The organism is Stenotrophomonas sp. GD03877 (genome assembly GCF_029840555.1).
Lineage (GTDB): Bacteria > Pseudomonadota > Gammaproteobacteria > Xanthomonadales > Xanthomonadaceae > Stenotrophomonas > Stenotrophomonas geniculata.
This window is the reverse complement of sequence record NZ_JAOCCT010000001.1, coordinates 37,885-57,123: the sequence shown is the minus strand read 5'-3', so window position 1 is coordinate 57,123 and position 19,239 is coordinate 37,885. Positions and strand designations below refer to the sequence as shown.

Annotated in this window: 17 protein-coding genes and 1 riboswitch; of the genes, 5 read left to right on the top strand and 12 right to left on the bottom strand. The window is 67.2% G+C overall.

Going from position 1 to position 19,239, the window contains the following annotated elements:
- Positions 1-109: 109 nt before the first annotated feature.
- The 4 genes from nusB to N5D20_RS00190 form a co-directional block, all read right to left on the bottom strand.
- Positions 110-589 (bottom strand): transcription antitermination factor NusB, encoded by a 480-nt coding sequence (gene nusB / locus N5D20_RS00205; RefSeq protein ID WP_005408062.1) that lies wholly within the window; start codon positions 587-589, stop codon positions 110-112.
- Positions 586-1,053 carry a 6,7-dimethyl-8-ribityllumazine synthase gene (gene ribH / locus N5D20_RS00200; RefSeq protein ID WP_010481977.1) on the bottom strand — a complete coding sequence of 156 codons (468 nt, stop codon included), beginning with the start codon at positions 1,051-1,053 and terminating at the stop codon, positions 586-588. Before ribH ends, nusB begins: the two co-directional genes overlap by 4 nt.
- 160 nt (positions 1,054-1,213) lie before the next feature.
- Positions 1,214-2,314: a 3,4-dihydroxy-2-butanone-4-phosphate synthase gene (ribB, locus tag N5D20_RS00195; RefSeq protein WP_159359791.1), complete on the bottom strand. Its 1,101-nt coding sequence runs from the start codon at positions 2,312-2,314 to the stop codon at positions 1,214-1,216.
- Positions 2,311-2,937: a riboflavin synthase gene (locus N5D20_RS00190; RefSeq protein WP_279914972.1), complete on the bottom strand. Its 627-nt coding sequence runs from the start codon at positions 2,935-2,937 to the stop codon at positions 2,311-2,313. The genes ribB and N5D20_RS00190 overlap by 4 nt, the downstream gene beginning before the upstream one ends.
- A gap of 74 nt (positions 2,938-3,011) precedes the next feature.
- Positions 3,012-3,157: riboswitch (FMN riboswitch) on the bottom strand.
- Between the two features lie 188 nt (positions 3,158-3,345).
- Here N5D20_RS00190 and N5D20_RS00185 point away from each other — a divergent pair.
- Together N5D20_RS00185 and N5D20_RS00180 are read left to right on the top strand one after the other, a co-directional pair.
- Complete coding sequence (locus N5D20_RS00185; protein WP_010481980.1) at positions 3,346-3,966, top strand: hypothetical protein; 621 nt, start codon at positions 3,346-3,348, stop codon at positions 3,964-3,966.
- 152 nt (positions 3,967-4,118) lie between these two features.
- Positions 4,119-5,003, top strand: coding sequence for a hypothetical protein (locus N5D20_RS00180; protein WP_279914971.1), 885 nt, complete (start codon positions 4,119-4,121; stop codon positions 5,001-5,003).
- Positions 5,004-5,086: 83 nt separating this feature from the next.
- On the opposite strand, the gene ribD is transcribed toward N5D20_RS00180, so the two are convergent.
- The 6 genes from ribD to N5D20_RS00150 all read right to left on the bottom strand — a co-directional run bounded on the left by ribD (position 5,087) and on the right by N5D20_RS00150 (position 9,797).
- Complete coding sequence (ribD, locus tag N5D20_RS00175; RefSeq protein ID WP_279914970.1) at positions 5,087-6,172, bottom strand: bifunctional diaminohydroxyphosphoribosylaminopyrimidine deaminase/5-amino-6-(5-phosphoribosylamino)uracil reductase RibD; 1,086 nt, start codon at positions 6,170-6,172, stop codon at positions 5,087-5,089.
- 78 nt (positions 6,173-6,250) lie between these two features.
- The gene (nrdR, locus tag N5D20_RS00170) at positions 6,251-6,772 is read right to left on the bottom strand and encodes a transcriptional regulator NrdR (protein ID WP_004143350.1); all 522 of its coding nucleotides are present in this window, start codon (positions 6,770-6,772) and stop codon (positions 6,251-6,253) included.
- Between the two features lie 149 nt (positions 6,773-6,921).
- Positions 6,922-7,371, bottom strand: coding sequence for a hypothetical protein (locus N5D20_RS00165; protein WP_279914969.1), 450 nt, complete (start codon positions 7,369-7,371; stop codon positions 6,922-6,924).
- A gap of 27 nt (positions 7,372-7,398) precedes the next feature.
- The gene (locus N5D20_RS00160; protein ID WP_061478417.1) at positions 7,399-7,818 is read right to left on the bottom strand and encodes a hypothetical protein; all 420 of its coding nucleotides are present in this window, start codon (positions 7,816-7,818) and stop codon (positions 7,399-7,401) included.
- A 67-nt stretch (positions 7,819-7,885) separates the two neighbouring features.
- Entirely contained in the window at positions 7,886-9,139 is a 1,254-nt protein-coding gene (glyA, locus tag N5D20_RS00155; RefSeq protein ID WP_010481990.1) for a serine hydroxymethyltransferase, read from the bottom strand.
- 184 nt (positions 9,140-9,323) lie between these two features.
- Complete coding sequence (locus N5D20_RS00150) at positions 9,324-9,797, bottom strand: RcnB family protein (protein WP_019338039.1); 474 nt, start codon at positions 9,795-9,797, stop codon at positions 9,324-9,326.
- Positions 9,798-10,051: 254 nt separating this feature from the next.
- On the opposite strand from N5D20_RS00150, the gene ettA reads away from it, so the two are divergent.
- The 3 genes from ettA to N5D20_RS00135 all read left to right on the top strand — a co-directional run bounded on the left by ettA (position 10,052) and on the right by N5D20_RS00135 (position 14,277).
- Entirely contained in the window at positions 10,052-11,716 is a 1,665-nt protein-coding gene (gene ettA, locus N5D20_RS00145; RefSeq protein ID WP_010481992.1) for an energy-dependent translational throttle protein EttA, read from the top strand.
- Between the two features lie 124 nt (positions 11,717-11,840).
- A complete protein-coding gene (locus N5D20_RS00140; protein WP_005408048.1) occupies positions 11,841-13,157 on the top strand; it encodes an NCS2 family permease in 1,317 nt (438 codons plus the stop codon).
- 115 nt (positions 13,158-13,272) lie between these two features.
- The gene (locus N5D20_RS00135) at positions 13,273-14,277 is read left to right on the top strand and encodes a DUF4434 domain-containing protein (protein ID WP_279914968.1); all 1,005 of its coding nucleotides are present in this window, start codon (positions 13,273-13,275) and stop codon (positions 14,275-14,277) included.
- Here N5D20_RS00135 and N5D20_RS00130 read toward each other — a convergent pair.
- The gene (locus N5D20_RS00130; protein ID WP_279914967.1) at positions 14,271-17,090 is read right to left on the bottom strand and encodes a hypothetical protein; all 2,820 of its coding nucleotides are present in this window, start codon (positions 17,088-17,090) and stop codon (positions 14,271-14,273) included. The two genes, N5D20_RS00135 and N5D20_RS00130, sit on opposite strands and share 7 nt — an antisense overlap.
- Positions 17,087-19,234 carry a glycosyl transferase family protein gene (locus N5D20_RS00125; protein ID WP_279914966.1) on the bottom strand — a complete coding sequence of 716 codons (2,148 nt, stop codon included), beginning with the start codon at positions 19,232-19,234 and terminating at the stop codon, positions 17,087-17,089. Before N5D20_RS00125 ends, N5D20_RS00130 begins: the two co-directional genes overlap by 4 nt.
- Positions 19,235-19,239 lie beyond the last annotated feature (5 nt).

Below are 19,239 nucleotides of genomic sequence, written 5' to 3'. Positions count from 1 at the left end.
CGGCGATATCGGGCATCGGTGCCAACCAAGGTTGGCACCCACCAGAAGCGGAGTCAGGGCCGGTATCGACCCCGCAGGTCACGGCCCGTCCAGGACGAGCAGAACCGGATCAGTGACCCGATTCGACCTTGCGCCATTCCACGGCGGCACGATCCAGCACGCCGTTGACGTAGGTGTGGCCGTGTTCGGAACCGAAGCGCTTGGCCGATTCGATGGCTTCGTTGATCACTACGCGGTACGGCACATCCAGGCGGTAGCGCAGCTCGTAGGCGGCCAGGCGCAGCACCGCGCGTTCGATCGCGTCCACTTCTTCGATGCCGCGGTCCAGGTACGGGCCGAGCGCTTCGTCGATGTCGCGGCGGTTGTCGAGCACGCCGTGCAGCAGTGCCTCGAAGTACGCCAGATCGGCGATTTCGCGGGCCTGCTCGTGAGCGAACTGGGCGATCAGCGACTGTGCGTTGCCGCCGGAGATCTGCCAGGCGTAGATGGCCTGCACGGCACGACGGCGGGCGCGCGAGCGCAGCACCGGATCGACGCCATCGCGGCGGACGGGTTTACCGGAGGGCTTGCCCTGGGTGTTCTTGTTCATGGCAGCTGCTCCAGAAGATTGACCATTTCCAATGCGGCGAGTGCGACTTCCTCGCCCTTGTTGCCGTGGCTGCCGCCTGCGCGGGCCTCGGCGTCTTCAACGCGTTCCACCGCCAGCACGCCGTTCAGCACCGGCACGCCGAAGTCCAGCTGCACGCGCATCAGGCCTTCGGCGCAGCGGTCGGCCACGTGTTCATAGTGGCGGGTATCGCCACGGATCACGCAGCCCAGGGTGAGGATGGCGGCGTGTTCATGGGCGGCGGCCAGGCGCGCGGCCACCAGCGGCAGCTCCCAGGCACCCGGCACGCGGATCACGTCGATGTTGGCTTCGGTGATGCCGTTGCCGGCCAGGCTCTGGCGGGCGCCAGCGACCAGCGTATCGGTGATGCGGGCGTTCCAGCGGCTGGCCAGGATGGCGAAGCGCGCCGATTCGGGAGTGCGAAGATCGCCTTCGTAGTGGCTCATATGCGGCTTGGGGGACTCGATAAGGGGGTAATTCTAGCGTGGATGGGCCCCGGCCGTGGCTGGCGGGGGCCTGGGGAACCCGCCGGGCATGGCCCGGCGCTACCGGATTAGGGGGCGCCGGGGTAGCGCCGGGCCATGCCCGGCGAGCGCAGCGGGCGCGTTACGGGGTAACCGTCTCCACCACTTCCAGGCCGTACCCGGCCAGGCCGATCTGGCGGCGTGGGGTGCCCAGCACGCGCAGCTTGCCCAGGCCCAGGTCGGACAGGATCTGCGCGCCAGCACCGTTGCGGCGCCACTGGCTCACGTCCTTGTCCTTGCCCGGCACCACCGGCGCCGGCTGCTGGCGCAGGCGGGCCAGCAGGGCCTCGCCATCACGCGGGGCCTGCAGCACCACCATCACGCCACTGCCTTCAGCATCGATCGCACGCAGGGCATCGGTGGCGGCCACGCCGAAATCGTCGCGGCGCCAGTGCAGCAGGTCGGCCAGCGGGTTTTCCACCTGCACCCGCACCAGGGTGGGGGTGTCGGCATCCGGCGTGCCACGGACCAGGGCGAAATGCAGGTCGTGGGCGATGCGGTCGCGGTAGGTGACCAGCTTGAACGGGCCGAATTCGGTCTCGATCTCGCGCTCGTCCACGCGTTCGACGGTCTTTTCGGTGGCCAGGCGGTAGGCGATCAGGTCGGCGATGGAGCCCATCTTCAGGCCGTGCTCGCGGGCGAACACTTCCAGTTCCGGGCGGCGCGCCATGCTGCCATCCGGGTTCAGGATCTCCACCAGCACGCCGGCCGGTTCCAGCCCAGCCAGCATGGCCATGTCCACGGCGGCTTCGGTGTGGCCGGCGCGGGTCAGCACGCCACCCGGCTGAGCGATCAGCGGGAAGATGTGGCCCGGCTGGTGCAGGTCCGACGGCTTGGCGTTGGGTTTCACCGCAGTGCGGATGGTGTGGGCGCGGTCATGCGCCGAGATGCCCGTGGTGACGCCCTCGGCGGCCTCGATGCTGACCGTGAAATTGGTCTGGAACTGCGCGGTATTGGCCTGCACCATCGGCGCCAGGCCGAGATCGGCGGCGCGGGTGCGGTTCAACGGCAGGCAGACCAGGCCACGGCCATGGGTGACCATGAAGTTGATGTCGCTGGCCTTGACCAGCTCGGCGGCCATGATCAGGTCGCCTTCGTTCTCGCGGTCTTCGTCATCGACGATGACCACCATGCGGCCCAGGCGGATGTCTTCCAGGATGTCCGGAATCGGGGCGAAATTCATGCGACATCTCCCTGTGGGGGCTGACCGTTGGTCGGCACACTGATCAGGCGCTCCACATACCGGGCGACCAGATCGATTTCAAGATTGACCGCGCTGCCCACGCCTGCGGCGGAGAAGGCGGTGTTGGCGACGGTGTGCGGAATGAGGGCGACGTCAAACCCTTCATCGTCCACTTCGTTGACGGTGAGGCTGACGCCGTCCACGCAGATCGAGCCCTTCTTGGCGATGTAGCGGCGCAGCGAGGCCGGCGCGGCGAAACGCCAGCGCTGGGCACGCGCGTCTTCGTGGATGGACAGCACCTTGCCGAGGCCGTCGACGTGGCCGCTGACCAGATGGCCGCCCAGGCGGTCGGTCGGGCGCATGGCGCGCTCCAGGTTGATGACCGCCCCTTCGCCCAGCTGACCCAGCGTGGTCAGGCCCAGGGTCTCGGTGGACGCATCGGCCTGGAAGCTGCTGGCGTCGAATGCGATGACGGTGAGGCAGACGCCGTTGATGGCAATGCTCTCGCCCATCTGCACGTTGTCGAACGGCAGGTTCCCGACATTGAAGGTGAAGCGGACATCGCCGCCGATGGATTCGCGTGCGGCCAGACGGCCGACGCCTTCGATGATTCCAGTAAACAAGAAACGTTCTCCGCGAAAAGTGAGCGAAAAACGCCGCAAGGCAAACAGGCACGCGCAGGGCATGAGCTCTGTGGCACCGTCTTCTTTCATCCGGACTATGACCGTCGGCTCCGGCATTGGACCGGATCTGCTGACCCCCGGCCGTAGGCCGGGGCGCTCGCGGGCTCGTGCTTGCGCACCTACCGCCGGTGGGGAATTGCACCCCGCCCTGAAGACGTTTGTGTACCGGCGAACCGGCGTGGCTAGTGTACCAGCCCGGGCTGAACAGGGTCGGATGCCACAGCTGTGACGGCCGTCGCTCGCAATTTGTAAAACTTTCATTAAAATTCCACCCCGGACGACATGAGGTCGCCACGGGCAGCCCGCTGGGGCAGGCCCGCCAAAGGACTGAAATTCACAGGAATTCCCATGCGCAAGATGCTGATCGTGGCCGCCCTGCTGGCCGCCGCCCCGCTCTCGGCTTCGGCCGACGCCCTGAGCTACACCTACGTCGAAGGCGGTTGGACGCAGGTCAAGGTTGACGACAACGCACTGGACGACCCGAAGGTCGACGGCGGCTACCTGCGTGGCTCCGTGGCCATCGCCGAACAGGTCTACGTGTTCGGTGGCTGGTCGCGCACCAGCAAGACCTACCATTACAGCGACGGCTCGCTGAAGCTGGAACTGAACCAGCCGGAGCTGGGCATCGGCTACCACATGCCGTGGACCGACCGCCTGGACTTCACCGCCGATATCGCCTGGGTGCGCCAGAGCGCTGAACTGACCGACCGTTACGACGGCTACAGCGACCGCTACAAGGATCACACCAACCTGGGCCGCGCCACCCTGGGCATCCGCGGCAAGCCGTCGCGCATGACCGAAGCCTGGGCCAAGGCCGGCTACATGGACGGCGGCAACAACTTCAAGGGCACCTGGGTCGGCACCGTCGGCGGCCAGATCAACTTCACCAGGACCTGGGGTCTGGTGGGCGAGATCTCCGGCTACCGTGACGTCACCCAGTACTCGGCCGGCGTGCGCGCCAGCTTCTGATCCAACGATCGCTCCTCGTCGTGCGATCGAACGGGCCCCGCAAGGGGCCCGTTTTTTTGGCCGGGGTACACCGCCATGTGACCTCTGGCCGCCATCGAAAGTAGCGCTGGATGCGCTAGGCTTGCGCGCCTCTGGAACAGGAAAACACCGTCATGAAGACCACCACCCGTACCCTTCTGGCCAGCGTGCTGCTGTGCGCCCCGCTGATTGCCAGCGCTGCACCGGCCCAGCTGACGCCCGAGCAGGCCTTCGACCTGTACGCACGCGTGCTGCTGGAAGACGACGCGGCCGCCACGCGCACGCTCAACGACGCACTGAAGCCGGCCTTCGAAGGCCAGGACGCCGTGACCCCCAACCCGGGTGCGCTGGCCAAGGCATTGGCCGAGCCGTGGCAGACCGTGCTGGCCAGCGCCGGTGACAAGTCCGACGCTGCGGCCACCGAAGCGCTGTATGCCAAGGCGCTGCGTGATTCGAAGTGCCGCGCGACCAAGAGCGTGGTCGAAGACAACGAATACGTTGAAGACCAGAAGCTGGCGCGGATCACCTACAGCTGCCAGCTGCCCGACCTGGGCAAGGTCCGCCCGCTGTTTGCCGCCAGCCTCGCGTCTGACGCCAGCCCGGCCGCGCGCAAGCAGTTCACCGATGCCTACACCCTGGCACTGCAGAGTGGCGCGCGCGTGCCGGTCAGCGGCACCTTCACCCTGTACCCGGCCAAGGACAACGGCTACTGGTACAGCGGTAATTTCGACGATCTGGTGGGCACCGTAGCCGGTGCGCTGGCGCCGTTCGAGGACTGGATGCAGGATGCACAGGCCGCCAGCGCGCCGAAAGTAACCGGCGTACCGGGCTGCGACCTGCTGCTGCAGCAGCACCGCGCCTGCGTGGCGAAGATCGCGCCGGAGCAGATCAGCGGCGTGGATGCGATGGCCGAGGAACTGAAGGCCAAGGCGCAGGTGCAGTCGGCCGAGGAGATGACGCAGGAGTGCAAGGCACTGCGCCCGATCGCCGAGATGATGTGGACCGACGAATGCGCGTGAGGTGGTAAGCGGTAGCGCCGGGCCATGCCCGGCGGTTCCATCCCACGACATGCGCCGGACAATGCCCGGCGCATGTCATTGCGCTACGACCGCAGCAACAAGCGGATGTCCTCACCCACCTGCCGCTGATCCACCACGTGCAGCCGCCGCTGCTGGTCCATCGCCTCGATGCCGAGGCCGGCCAGCAGCGGACGACCGTTATCGCCCAGCAGCGTGGGCGCCTGATACAGCAGCAGTTCGTCCACCCAGCCGCCGCGCAGCAAGGCACCGGCCAGCGTCGCGCCGGCTTCGGTATGCACTTCGTTGATGCCACGTTCGGCCAGCAGGGCCAGCACCACACCAAGATCCAACCTGCCACCACTGCCCGGCACGCTGGCAAATTCGGCGTCGGCCGCATCCGGTGCGCTTACTGCTGCGCCATGCAGGTACAACGTCGGCGCCCCACCCTCGCGCACACGGCTGCACTCCAGCGAGCGCAGGCGTGAATCAAGCACCACGCGCAGCGGTGGCATCACCTCGGTATCGGCCAGGCGCACGGTCAGCATCGGGTCGTCGGCAATCACGGTGTCGGCGCCGGTCAGGATCGCACCCGCACGTGCGCGCCAGTGCTGCACGTCTTCGCGCGCGGCCGCACCGGTGATCCACTTGGAGCTGCCATCGGCCATTGCGGTACGCCCATCGAGGCTGGCCGCCAGCTTCACCCGCAGCCACGGGCGGTTGCGCTCCACGCGCGACAGGTAACCCTTGTTGAGCTCGCGCGCCTGTGCCGCCATCAGCCCTTCGGCGACGTCGATGCCGGCATTGCGCAGTAGATCGAAGCCACCGCCATCGACCTTGGGGAACGGATCGCGCATCGCCGCGACCACACGCGACACGCCCGCTTCGATCAGTGCCAGCGCACACGGTGGCGTGCGCCCGTAGTGCGCGCAGGGTTCCAGGGTGACGTAGGCGGTGGCGCCACGGGCGTCGCTGCCGGCCTCGCGCAGCGCGAACACTTCAGCATGCGGGCCACCGGCGCGCTGGTGCCAGCCCTGCCCGACCACGCGTTCGCCATGGGCGATCACGCAGCCGACCATCGGGTTGGGGCGGGTGGTGTAGGCGGCACGCTCGGCCAGGCGCAGTGCGTTGGCCATGTGCAGGTGGTCGAGGACGGAGAACGGGGTGGTCATGCGGCCATGGTAACGCCGCCGGTGTGCATCCATGCCATCAGTGCCAACCAAGGTTGGCATCTACCAGGGAAAAGGCGGTCAGCCCTTCTTCTTCTTGGTCAGGGCAATCACGTCGCCCAGCAGCTGCAGCTGTTCGGTGCTGGACGGCAGGTCGCGTTCCAGCTTCTCGATCTCCTCGCGGAAATCGGCCACGTCCTCGAAGCTGCGGTAGACCGATGCGAAGCGCACATAGCCGACGTGGTCGAGCTTGCGCAGTTCGTTCATGACGAACTCGCCGACCTTGATCGAAGGCACTTCGCGCTCGCCGCTGATGCGCAGCTGGTGGACCACGGCGCGTACCGCCGCTTCGATCTTGTCTTCGGCCACCGCACGCTTCTGCAGCGCGCGGTCGAAGCCAGCGCGGACCTTGCGCTGGTCGAACGCCTCGCGGGTGCCATCGCTCTTGACGATGGCCGGCAGCTTCAGTTCAACCGTTTCCATGGTGCTGAAGCGCTCGCCACAGGCTTCGCATTCACGCCGACGACGGATCGTCGCGCCGTCTTCGGAGACGCGCGAGTCGATGACCCGGGTATCGGCATGTTGGCAGAAGGGGCAATGCATGGAACGCCTGGCTCAGGGAAGTACCTATTGCCACGGTCATGGCAGCGTCGCAAAGGTACCTGAGAAAGGGCCCCGCAGCAAATGCTGTCTGCGCGGAAGGGCCTGCATTTCGGCCGAACAGAGCCTCCAGCGCGGTCAGCGCTGTGCGCTCAACCGGGTGCCGGCGGCACCGAGGCTGCGCGTGCCCAGCGCAGCCACACCAGGTGCCCGGCCATCACCAGCAACAGTGGGCCAAAGCCGAGGAAGGCCAATGTCGAGATCTCCCCGTGCTTGAAGGTGAAGTACAGCGTGGCGGCAACCACGGCCAATGCGGCCAGCCCCCCCAGCGCCAACCCCACCCAGGCGACAACCGGGGAATCGCGCAGGCCGGCAAGGCCACGCCACAGGAACAGGCCGCTCAGCCACAACCACGACAGCAGGCCGATGATTCCGGCGGTCGACCACAGCAGCAACAGTGTGTGCTCGTCGCCTGTCAGGTACTTGCCATCCCATACGACCATCAGCCCCAGCACGGCACCCGTGCCGCCTGCCGCCACGGTGGGCAGGCCTGCCAGCAGGCCGGCGATCGCCATCCAGCGTTTGTGCAGACGCTCATCCATGCGTTCGATGTCCTTCCATGGGCCACGTCATGCGCAGCGTTTGATCCACACCAGCATCGCAGCCGGCACCAGCATCGACGGGCCCAGCAGCAACAGGGTGATGCCTTCGGCGTGCACGGTGACGCCCCACCACAGCGCCAGCCCCAGCGGGGGCAAGGCGGCGAGACCGCCCGCCAGCAGCATCCACCACCAGAGACGGTGCACGTGCAGCCCAGCACGCCCCTGCATCAGAAAACCCGCACTGAGCCACAACCAGGCCAGGCAGCCGGCAATGCCGGCCAGGCCCCACAGCGGCATCACCGTCACCGAGGCCAGCGTGCCGTGACCGAACTGGCCCAGCCCCATCAGCAGCAGCATGGTCGCTGCCGCGCCGCCCATCACCAGGCTGGGCAGGCCAAGCAGCACCGCCAGGGCGGTGTACAGATACTTGAGGTGGCGCTCATCCATGCGCGGTTACTCCAATGCTGGGGTCAGAGCCCTTCCCTGCGGGAAGGGATCCGACCCCACTCCCCGATCAGCCGTAGACCGGGTACTTGCGGCACTGCGCGCTGACGGCGTCGCGCACGCGGGCGATCACGGCGTCATCGTTCGGCGCGTCGAGCACGTCGGCGATCCAGTTTGCCAGGTCCACGCAGTCCTGTTCAACGTAACCACGGGTGGTCACCGCCGGGGTACCCAGGCGCAGGCCCGAGGTCACGAACGGCGAACGCGGGTCGTTCGGCACCGAGTTCTTGTTGACGGTGATGTGCGCCTTGCCCAGCGCCGCTTCCGCGTCCTTGCCGGACACGTCCTTGCCGATCATGTCGACCAGCATCAGGTGGTTCTGGGTGCCACCGGAGACGATCTTGTAGCCGCGCGCGATCAGCGTGTTGGCCATCGCCTGGGCGTTCTTCACCACCTGCTGCTGGTAGGCCTTGAAGCCCGGTTCCAGCGCTTCCTTGAAGGCGACGGCCTTGCCGGCGATGACGTGCATCAGCGGACCACCCTGGATGCCCGGGAACACGATCGACTGCAGCTTCTTGACCAGGTCTTCGTCGGCGCCCTTGGCGACGATGATGCCGCCGCGCGGGCCGCGCAGGGTCTTGTGGGTGGTGGAGGTGACCACGTGGGCGTGCTCCAGCGGGCTGGGGTACACGCCTGCGGCGACCAGGCCGGCAACGTGGGCCATGTCGACGAACAGGTAGGCACCGACCTTGTCGGCGATGGCGCGGAAGCGTGCCCAGTCGATCACCTGCGAGTAGGCCGAGAAGCCGGCCACGACCATCTTCGGCTTGTGCTCCAGGGCCAGGCGCTCGACTTCGTCGTAATCGATCAGGCCCTGATCGTTCACGCCGTACTGCACGGCGTTGAACAGCTTGCCCGAGGCATTCACCTTGGCACCGTGGGTGAGGTGGCCGCCGTGGGCCAGGCTCATGCCGAGGATGGTGTCACCCGGCTGCAGCAGGGCGAAGTACACGGCCTGGTTGGCCTGCGAACCGCTGTGCGGCTGCACGTTGGCGTAGTCCGCGCCGAACAGCTGCTTGAGGCGGTCGATCGCCAGCTGCTCGGCGATGTCCACGTATTCGCAGCCACCGTAGTAGCGCTTGCCCGGGTAGCCTTCGGCGTACTTGTTGGTCAGCTGGCTGCCCTGGGCTTCCATCACCGCCGGGCTGGTGTAGTTCTCGCTGGCGATCAGCTCGACGTGGTCTTCCTGGCGCTGGGTTTCAGCGGCGATGGCCTTGGCCAGTTCGGGATCGTAGGATTCGATGCGGACGTCACGCGGGAACATCGGGTACTCCAGCAGGCAGGGAAAAGGGGGTACGGCTCAGCCCCCGATTGTAGCCCCGCACCGACCTGCTGGGGCCGAAACGGACGGGGCCGGCATCCCCGAAGGAATCCGGCCCCGTATGGTTTCGATTGCGCTGCCCCGCCGTGCCGGTAGATCCACGCCATGCGCGGATATGACCGCCGACTCAGCGGTTGCTGAGCACGTACTGGGCGATCACACCGGTGGCGATGGCAACCAGCAGCATGTTGCCGCGGTCATCGCGGATCCAGTGGTGCCCGTAGGGCGGGCGACGCAGGTGATAGCGCGGGTAGTCGTTCACCACATAGATCGGGCCGCGGTAATAGTCGCGGTAGCGATGGCCGACCTTCCAGCCATAGCCCGGGCCATAGGCCGGGCGGTACACCACACGCGGCGGTGCCGGGCGGTAGTAGCGGTCATGATCACGGTGCCACTCGCGGCGATCCTGGCGGTAGTCGCGCCGGGCCTCGCGGCGGTCGCGCTCCCAGTCACGGCGGTCGTGGCGCCACTCACGGCGATCCTCGCGCCATTCGCGGCGGTCGTGGTTGCGGCGATGGTCGTTGTCGGCGAACGCCGGGGCCACGGCGCCCAGCGCCAGCACAGAGGCCACGGCACTGGCCATTACTCGATTGATGCGCATGTCAGACCTCTGCTCGGGTGGGTGGTGAGCCCATATTGCGCAACCGATCTGAACCGTTTCCGGCTGGAAACGCTTCCCGTTGCAGGACTGTGACGCAGTATTCAGGCGGCGGCCAGCCCGGCGCCCCCTTCCCGGGCGCGGCCCGGAACCGGTTCCGGCTATAATTGGCGGTATTCCATTTCAGTCTGTGCCCGCTGCCGCAACGGGATCTTCCCGTGACGGACCGGGCGCAGGGCCGCGCCTACGGAGACCGCATGTCCTCGCAATACATCTACACCATGAACCGCGTGTCCAAGGTGGTCCCGCCCAAGCGGCAGATCATCAAGGACATCTCGCTGTCCTTCTTCCCGGGCGCGAAGATCGGCCTGCTGGGCCTGAACGGCGCCGGCAAGTCCACCGTGCTGAAGATCATGGCCGGCGTGGACACCGATTTCGAGGGCGAAGCCCGCCCGCAGCCGGGCATCAAGGTCGGCTACCTGGCGCAGGAACCGGAGCTGGACCCGACCAAGACCGTGCGTGAAGCGGTGGAGGAAGGCGTGGGCGAAGTGCTGCAGGCCCAGGCCGCGCTGGAAGCGGTGTACGCCGCCTACGCCGAGGAAGGCGCCGACTTCGACGCGCTGGCCAAGGAACAGGAGCGCCTGGAGGCGATCCTGGCCGCTGGCGACGCACACACCCTGGAAAACCAGCTGGACGTGGCCGCCGATGCGCTGCGCCTGCCGCCGTGGGATGCCGTGGTCGGCAAGCTGTCCGGTGGTGAAAAGCGCCGCGTGGCCCTGTGCCGCCTGCTGCTGCAGAAGCCGGACATGCTGCTGCTCGACGAACCGACCAACCACCTCGACGCCGAGTCGGTGGAATGGCTGGAACAGTTCCTGGCGCGCTACACCGGCACCGTGGTGGCGGTCACCCACGATCGCTACTTCCTGGACAACGCCGCCGAATGGATCCTGGAACTGGACCGCGGCCGCGGCATTCCGTGGAAGGGCAACTACACCGACTGGCTGACCCAGAAGGACGAGCGCCTGAAGCAGGAAGACAACCAGGAAAAGGCCCGCCAGAAGGCGATCCAGAAGGAACTGGAGTGGTCGCGCCAGAACGCCAAGGGTGGCCGCACCAAGGGCAAGGCCCGTCTGGCCCGCCTGGAAGAACTGCAGTCGGTCGATTACCAGAAGCGCAACGAGACCAACGAAATCTTCATCCCGCCGGGCGAGCGCCTGGGCAACGCGGTGATGGAGTTCAAGAACGTCTCCAAGAAGTTCGGCGACCGCCTGCTGTTCGACAACCTGAGCTTCCTGGTGCCGGCCGGCGCCATCGTCGGCATCATCGGCCCGAACGGTGCCGGTAAGTCGACCCTGTTCAAGATGATCACCGGCCAGGAAAAGCCGGACACCGGCGAGATCGTGGTCGGCCCGACCGTGAAGCTGTCCTACGTGGACCAGAGCCGCGACGCGCTGGAAGGCAACCACAACGTCTTCCAGGAAATCGCCGGCGGCCTGGACATCCTCAACATCAACGGCATCGAGATCCAGTCGCGCGCCTACATCGGCCGCTTCAACTTCAAGGGCCAGGACCAGCAGAAGATGGTCGGTTCGCTGTCCGGTGGTGAGCGTGGCCGCCTGCACATGGCCAAGACCCTGCTGCAGGGTGGCAACGTGCTGCTGCTCGACGAACCGTCCAACGACCTGGACATCGAAACCCTGCGTGCGCTGGAAGATGCGCTGCTGGAGTTCCCGGGCAACACCTTCGTCATCTCGCATGACCGCTGGTTCCTGGATCGCATCGCGACCCACATCCTGGCGTTCGAAGGCGACTCGCACGTGGAGTTCTTCCAGGGCAACTACCGCGAGTACGAAGAAGACAAGCGCCGCCGCATGGGCGACGACGCTGCGCCGAAGCGCCTGCGCTTCAAGGCGCTGAAATAAGGCAACCGGAAAGGCCGCGCTCGCGCGGCCTTTCTCCTTTCGGTAGGTCACCACCGTTGGTGGTGACGCTTCAAGGCGTACCGACCAACGGTCGGTACCCACCACCAACGGGTCGAGATTCCCCATGTCCCTGTTCGAGCGCCTGTTCCAGCTGCAGCAGCACGGCACCACCGTGCGTACCGAGCTGCTGGCCGGTGTCACCACCTTCCTGACGATGTCCTACATCGTCTTCGTGAACCCCGAGATCCTCGGCACCACCGGCATGGACGCGGGCGCGGTGTTCGTGGCCACCTGCCTGGCTGCGGCGCTGGGTTCGGCGGTGATGGCGCTGGCCGCCAACTTCCCCGTGGGCATGGCACCGGGCATGGGCCTGAACGCGTTCTTCGCCTTCACCGTGGTCGGTGCCGCTGGCCTGCCGTGGCAGCAGGCGCTGGGTGCGGTGTTCATCTCCGGCCTGGTGTTCCTGGTGCTGTCGCTGACCGGCGTGCGCGCATGGCTGGTGTCCGGCATCCCCTCGTCGCTGCGCTCGGCGATCGTGGCCGGCATCGGCCTGTTCCTGGCGATCATCGCGCTGCAGAAGTCCGGCGTGATCGTCGGCAATGAAGACACGCTGGTGGCGCTGGGCCCGTTGAACACGGCGCCGCCGCTGCTGGCACTGGCCGGCTTCCTGCTGATCGCGGTGCTGGAAGCACGCCGCATCCGCGGTGCGATCCTGATCGGCATCCTGGCGGTGACCGGCGCGGGCTGGGCGTTGGGCGACGTGCAGTACCAGGGCCTGGTCTCGCTGCCGCCGAGCCTCGCACCCACCTTCCTGCAGCTGGACCTGCCGGGCCTGCTGCACCATGACGGCGGCGCACCGATCGCAGTGCTGCTGCAGGTGGTGCTGGTGTTCGTGCTGGTGGAAGTGTTCGATGCCACCGGCACGCTGTACGGCGTGGTCGGTCGCGCCGGCCTGCTGAAGCTGCCGGGCGCGCAGAAGCGTTTCGGCCGTGCGCTGCTGGCCGACAGCACCGCGATCGTGGCCGGTTCGATGCTTGGCACCAGCAGCACCACGGCCTTTGCCGAAAGCGCCTCGGGCGTGCAGGTGGGCGGCCGCACCGGCCTGACCGCGCTGGTGGTGTCGGCGCTGTTCCTGGCGGCGCTGCTGTTCTCGCCGCTTGCGGCAATGGTGCCCAGCTATGCCACCGCGCCGGCACTGCTGTTCGTGGCTGGCCTGATGCTGCGTGAGCTGGTGGAAGTGGACTGGAGCGACCTGACCGAATCGGTGCCAGCCGCACTCTGTGCGCTGGCGATGCCGTTCACCTACTCGATCGCCAACGGCCTGGCGTTCGGCTTCATTGCCTATGCCGCGCTGAAGGCCGGTACCGGGCGCTGGCGCGAAGTGCATCCGGCGGTGTGGCTGGTGGCGGTGCTGTTTACCCTGCGCTACGCGCTGGAATAAGCGGTAGGCGATGCCGGCCAGCGGCCGGCGCTACCAGAGCACGCTTCGGCCCGCGACCGGGACTACCGGACGCGGGGTTCACCCGCCACGCACGGCGCTCTGGGATGATGCGGGCATGGTTCGGCCCGACCTTCCCGCGGATCCTTCTTCGCCGTTGCGCCGTCGCTTGCTGCGCGCGGCAGTGCTGGCGCCGTTGGCCGCTACGCTCGCCACCCTGCCCGGCTGCTCGCTGCCGGTGCAGGTCGATGGCACCTTCCTGCAGCCGTGGCGCAGCCACCTGCAATGGGGCCTGGCCGACTGGCAGCGATCCTTGAAGCTTGCGCATACCCTGGGCTGCCGTCAGCTGGTGCTGCAATGGACCGGCATCGTCGGTGGCAGCGACGGCGACTGGTCACTGCCCGACGGCAGCCTGCAGCAGCTGTTCACCGCCGCCGGCGAGAACGGCATCCGCATCCGCGTCGGCCTGCCCTTCCAGCAACGCTGGTGGCAGGCCATCGCCGCGGACGACGCCACGCTGAAGGCCTTCCTGGCCGAGAGCCTGGCGTACGCACGCCGCTGGTTGGCACAGGCACCCTGGGCGCAGCAGCCGGCCTTCGGGGGCTGGTACCTGCCCTACGAACTGGAGCAGTACCACTGGGCCGATCCGGCCCGCCAGCAATGGCTGGCGCAGTGGCTGCACGGGCTGGTGCAGGCCGCCAGCACGCGCGGCGGTGACTGTGCGATCTCCTGTTACTTCAGCCGCCTGCAGACCGATGGCAACCTGGTCACGCTGTGGCAGGCGGTGCTGGCACAGGCCACGCTACGGCCGATGGTGCAGGATGGCGTGGGGGTGGCCGGTGCCGGCAACGTGCAGCAGCTCCAGCCGTTGCTCGATCATTTCCATGCACACGGCATCGGTTTCGATGCGATCGTCGAACTGTTCCGCGAACTGCCTGGCAGCGCCGCTGATGGCAGCGGATTCAAGGGCGAAACCGCCGATGCCGCGCGTATCCAGCGGCAGTTGGCATGGGCACGCGACAGCGGCGCACAGCACGTGCTGGTCTATGCACTGGAGCCATGGCTGACCCAGGACACGCCGCAGGCCACAGCGCTGCGGCGACGCTGGGGCCTGCGTCAATAGTAGAGGATGGCGGTAGCGAACAGGCCCTTGGCCCGCTGTGTATCACCGCCACCGATCGCGAAGCGGTACTGCACGGTCAGGTCCAGGTAGGAACGCGGCGTGTTGTAGTGGTCCTCGCGGAACCCGTAACGCACGCCCACGCCCGGCCCTGCGCCAAGTGACCAGCTGCGCTGCGTATCGTTGAGCGCGAACGACTGCGCCGGGAAGGGCGGATAACGGATGTCGCGCACGCGCGAGCGCTGGTCCAGCCAATCGGCACCCACCACGACATAGGGTGTGACCACCCAATGCGTCTGCCCTGCACCGAAGCGGAAACTGCGCCCGGCGCGCAGTTCACCGGCAGCGAACCACTGTTCGCGATGCAGGCGCCTATTGGCCTCACCCAGGCGCCGCACCGGCGTGCCGTTGGCATCAAGCGCGTCGAGGGTGAAGGTGGCACCGTTGTCGTCCCAGGTGTATCCCCCCTGCGCGTAGCCACTGACCATCCACCACTGGTTCACATCGGTGCGCAGATCGGTGCCATGGTAGTAGCCATAGGTCAGGTAGGACATCCAGCCACCGGAACCACTGGCCAGCCGGTAGCGCGCCAGCGTGCTGGCTTCCAGTGGCCGGTTCAGGGCCAGCTGCAGGCGGCACTGCACCGCTGCCGACTCGGGGTAGACCTCGCCCTGGCGGGTTGCACTGCCGAGGAACTGTCGGCGCTCGATGCCAGCACTCAGACCGCTCTGGCCAAACGCGTAGCGCATGCCGAAGGACGCGATTGTGGAGGGCCAGCCGGTAGTGGAACGCGAGTGGCTGAGGCGCTCCGCGCGTGCACGCGCATCCGGCGTTGATTCGCCGGTGCACGGGTCCACCGCGCGGATCGATTCGTAAGTGCCACCCTCGTCGTACAGCGTGTTGAGCAGGCGCGCGTAGAGTTCCAGCGTGCCATGCTGGTCGTTGAAGGCCGGGGGCCGCCAGAACGCCTCCAGCGTGCTGAACACCGAATCGCCGGGCGTACTGATCGCCGCACCGCCGACATTGGTCGCCGCCTGGCGAGCACCACGGAAACCCGCCGAGGCGATCACGCCCCACTCGCGCGAGTAATTGGCGATGGCATTGCGTACGTTGTAGCGCTGGTGCGCATCCAGTGGCAGCTCACCGGCATCGGCGCGATCAATGGCGCTGCGCAGCAGCATCACCGCCTGCGGATGGTCGCCGATGGCTGCGCTGGCGTAGGCCTGGTCGAGCACTACGCTTTTCGGTGCCTTTCCGGTGGCCTCGGCGGCACGGAAGTCGGCCAGTGCGCGCGCCGGTTCGTGGGCCTTCTGGTTGAGGTAGCCGCGTTGCATCAGTGCACCCGCGTCATCAGGACGCTGTGCCAGTGCCGTATCCAGGCGCTGCCGCGCTTCGTCCTGCTGGGCACGGTTGCCCGCCGCCAGCGTGGTGGTCAGCAGGCGTTGCAGGTTCGCGTCGTCCGGTGCGAGTTGCACGGCCTGCCGTGCCTCACCGATGGCATCGGCGTAATCCTGGCGCGCGTAGGCAGCGTAGGCACGCTGTGCGGCACCGCCATCCCCCTGCAGATCGGCCGGCACCAGTTCGCAGACGTTGCCGCTGTCACCGGACGGGCAGTGCTGGACCGGTGGCGGGTAGGCCTCGGCGCTGATGCGGGGAGGCTCGCGACTGGCACGGGTCGCCCGGCTGCGCTGCTCGATGCCCTGCTGCAGCAGCTGCCGTGTCCGTGCATCGCCTTCAACTGCCGGTAGCGCCGCCTGCAACGGTGCCAGCAGTGCAGCTGCGCGTACCCGATCACCTGCGGCCAGCGCCGCATCCACCGCCAGCAGCCGCACGTTGCGCTGCTGCGCGGTTGATCCCGGCGTGGCGAGCGCGGCATCGAAATCCTCATTGGCCCGCAGCGTACTGCCCTGGCGCTGGCGCAGATAGCCACGCATCACCCGGGCATTGAGATCGTTGGCGTCCACCTGCAATGCCTGATCAGCACTGTGCTCAGCGTCGGCCAGCTGATCGCCCTGCAGCTGCGCGGTGATCAGCAGCAACCGGTATGAAGCAACGTCGGGTGCCAGTTCCACGGCGGCGTGCGCCTGCTCAATGGCGGCGGCATCCTCGCCTGCGGACAGCAATTGATAGGCCTGCTGTGCCTGCAGCAGCGCGCGTTGGCGGCCCAGTGTCACGCGCCGCGCGCGCAGCGCTTCGACATTCGGTGCACCCAACTGCAGCGCGGTGCCGATGGCGGCGTCGGCCTGTTCGGGCTGTTGCTGTGCCTCCAGCGCCGCCACCCACAGCAGGGCCCATGCGCCCTGTTCCGGCTGCTGCCGGAACGCCTGTTCGGCCTTGCTGGCGGCGACACCCATCTGCCCGGCGTCGTAGGCCGCATAGGCTTCGGTTGCCAGCATGTAGGCCTGCCGGTTGTTACGGTCGGCCACCGTTGCGGGTGCACGCGGCACCGCTGTGCTACGCGCTGCACCTGTGGTCGTCCTGGGCGCGGCGGCCAGCGCAGGCAAGGCCGGATCCTTCATCCCCGCGTCCAGCGCACGGCGCGCCTGCTGCTGCGCTTCTGCGCCACGACCAAGCTTCTGCAGCGCATAGATCTGCAGCAGGCGCAGCCGCACCACGTCCGGGCGCAGCCGGATCGCTTCGCTGGACTGCCGGTAGGCCGTGGGGTAATCGCCACGTTCATAGGCAGCAAACGCCTGCTCGGCGATGCGGTAGGCCGCACCGGACAGCGGCAGTGGCACCTCGGCCTGCGCCATCACCGGCGCGGCGGCCGTGGCCAGTGCCACGGCAATGACGGTGGACAGCAGCGTGGTCTTCATGCCGGCAAGGCTCCGGGCGGCGGCGACTGCAGCGTGGCCGCACGCCGGCGCTGCTCCTGCATGGCCTGGGCCACGGCCTCATCGGTGGTGATGCCCTGCTTGACCAGGTAGTCGCCGATGCGACCGTCGCGCTGCGGCATGTAGTCGTCCAGTGCGATCTCGAAGCGTGCGTGATCGATCAGGCGCATTTCCACCAGCAGGTCGCCCAGCAATGGCACGTTGTCCAGGTGCCACTGCCGTTCGCCACCGATCAGGCGCAGACCCGCGTTGATCTCGCTTTCGCGGGCAATGCTCTGTTCGATGTGCTCGCTGCGCGTTTCCTGCTTCAGCAATGCCACGGCGTCCTCGGGCAGCGGACTGGCCACGGCCAGTCGCAGGGTGCCTTCCTGGCGCGGCGGCAGCGGCAGCATGCGCCATTGCACGCAGGCATCGGCACTGACCGGGAACTGGCAGGCACGCAGGTAATCCACGTCGATCACCGCGCGTGGCAGGTCACCCTGGAACGCGATGGCCTCGGCCAGGGTCTCGTCATCCAGCCAGCCCTGGGTGAGCAGGATGCGGCCCAGCGGCTGCTGGCGGCCTGCCTGCTGCTGGTCCAGCGCCTGCTGCAGGCGCTCGGGTTCCACCGCCTGCCAGGTGGTCAACAGCTCACCCAGTTGCTTGCGGGTCTGCACCAGCTGCGCCGCATCGGGGAAGTCGTGCATGGTCTTGTCCCAGACCATGCGCTTGCCGAACAGCAGGTAGGCCAGGAACACCTTCCAGGCACGGGCGGTGGCCATGAAATTGATCATGTTGCCGACCACCATGCGCGGGATCGACATCAGCGCGTGCTCCCAGCCGTACAGCCGGTTGACGAAGTAGAAACGCTGCACGACCCGGGTCGCCAGCGCTGCGGTGGTCAGCAGCGCGACATTCATCTGCCAGGTACCGGCCTGGAACACGCTGGGGAACTGCATCGTCCACAGCCCGGTCATCTTCAACAGCCAGAACAGCAGCAGCTGCAGGAAGATGATGTAGGCGATGATGCTGACGAACGAGGTGATGATGCCCTTGCGGTCGCGCGCCAGCAGGTACTTGGTGGCCAGTGATCCACGCCAGCCCAGCGACTCCCAGCTCTGCAGGCCGATGCCCAGCACCCACCGCGCCTTCTGCCGGTACGAGGCACGGAAGTTGTCGGGGAAGTACTCGCGCACGCACAGCGCCATCTGCTGGGTACGCTCGCACACCGGCCCCCAGCCGAACCATGACGGACGGCGCACGCGGAACTGCACCGGGAAGCGGGCGAAGATCGACTGCATGCCCATCGCCGCCAGCCGCGCACCGACGTCGTAATCCTCGGTGAGGCTGTCGGTATTGAAGGGCTGGTTGTCGGTCTGCGCGCTCAGCGCCAGCAGCGCGCGCCGGGAGAAGCAGGTACCCACGCCCGCGGAGGGCACCATGCCGGACACGCTCTCGCGCACCACCAGATCCTTTGCGTGCCATTCGGCGAACTCGTCCATGTAGACGCCGGCCACCAGTTCGTACCACTCGCGGTCCAGCGAGGTCACCGGCAACTGGATCATGTCCTTGCGTGGCAGCAGGTAGTTGTAGAAGCGCAGTTCCATCGGGTGCAGCACGTCCTCGCTGTCGTGCAGGATCACCCCGGCGAATTCGATGTCGTGGCGCTTCTCGTAATCGAAGATGGCCAGGATCAACCAGTTCAGGCAATCGGCCTTGCTGGTCGGCCCGTCGTGCGGCACCTCCACGCGGCGCAGGCGCTTGTAGCGGCGGCGCATGCGCTCCACTTCGTCGATGGTCTGCTGGTCGTTGGGATAGGTGCCGACGAACACGACGTACTCGCGGTAGTCGAGCACGTTGATCATGTTCTCCACCATCTGCGCGATGACGTCGTATTCCATCCACGCCGGCACCATGATCGCCAGCGGCTGTTGCGGCCGCTGCATCAGGTCTTCCTGGGTCAGCGGCCGGTACGCTCCGCGACGCTTGATGGTGAGCGCGCGCCAGCTCTCGCGCACCCAGTACCAGACATCGATGAACAGGTCATCGAGGCTGGAGATCAGGATCAGCACGGCCACCGCCGCCGCCGTGGTTTCCAGGGCGGCGTAATAGTTGGCCAGCTGGATGTTCCAGAACAGACCGTCCACGGTGG

Excerpts from the sequence above, each read along its gene's own strand:
- nusB (WP_005408062.1), bottom strand. The coding sequence starts at position 589 with ATGAACAAGAACACCCAGGGCAAGCCCTCCGGTAAACCCGTCCGCCGC.
- ribH (WP_010481977.1), bottom strand. The coding sequence starts at position 1,053 with ATGAGCCACTACGAAGGCGATCTTCGCACTCCCGAATCGGCGCGCTTC.
- ribB (WP_159359791.1), bottom strand. The coding sequence starts at position 2,314 with ATGAATTTCGCCCCGATTCCGGACATCCTGGAAGACATCCGCCTGGGC.
- N5D20_RS00185 (WP_010481980.1), top strand. The coding sequence starts at position 3,346 with ATGCGCAAGATGCTGATCGTGGCCGCCCTGCTGGCCGCCGCCCCGCTC.
- N5D20_RS00180 (WP_279914971.1), top strand. The coding sequence starts at position 4,119 with ATGAAGACCACCACCCGTACCCTTCTGGCCAGCGTGCTGCTGTGCGCC.
- ribD (WP_279914970.1), bottom strand. The coding sequence starts at position 6,172 with ATGACCACCCCGTTCTCCGTCCTCGACCACCTGCACATGGCCAACGCA.
- nrdR (WP_004143350.1), bottom strand. The coding sequence starts at position 6,772 with ATGCATTGCCCCTTCTGCCAACATGCCGATACCCGGGTCATCGACTCG.
- N5D20_RS00165 (WP_279914969.1), bottom strand. The coding sequence starts at position 7,371 with ATGGATGAGCGTCTGCACAAACGCTGGATGGCGATCGCCGGCCTGCTG.
- N5D20_RS00160 (WP_061478417.1), bottom strand. The coding sequence starts at position 7,818 with ATGGATGAGCGCCACCTCAAGTATCTGTACACCGCCCTGGCGGTGCTG.
- glyA (WP_010481990.1), bottom strand. The coding sequence starts at position 9,139 with ATGTTCCCGCGTGACGTCCGCATCGAATCCTACGATCCCGAACTGGCC.
- N5D20_RS00150 (WP_019338039.1), bottom strand. The coding sequence starts at position 9,797 with ATGCGCATCAATCGAGTAATGGCCAGTGCCGTGGCCTCTGTGCTGGCG.
- ettA (WP_010481992.1), top strand. The coding sequence starts at position 10,052 with ATGTCCTCGCAATACATCTACACCATGAACCGCGTGTCCAAGGTGGTC.
- N5D20_RS00140 (WP_005408048.1), top strand. The coding sequence starts at position 11,841 with ATGTCCCTGTTCGAGCGCCTGTTCCAGCTGCAGCAGCACGGCACCACC.
- N5D20_RS00135 (WP_279914968.1), top strand. The coding sequence starts at position 13,273 with ATGGTTCGGCCCGACCTTCCCGCGGATCCTTCTTCGCCGTTGCGCCGT.
- N5D20_RS00130 (WP_279914967.1), bottom strand. The coding sequence starts at position 17,090 with ATGAAGACCACGCTGCTGTCCACCGTCATTGCCGTGGCACTGGCCACG.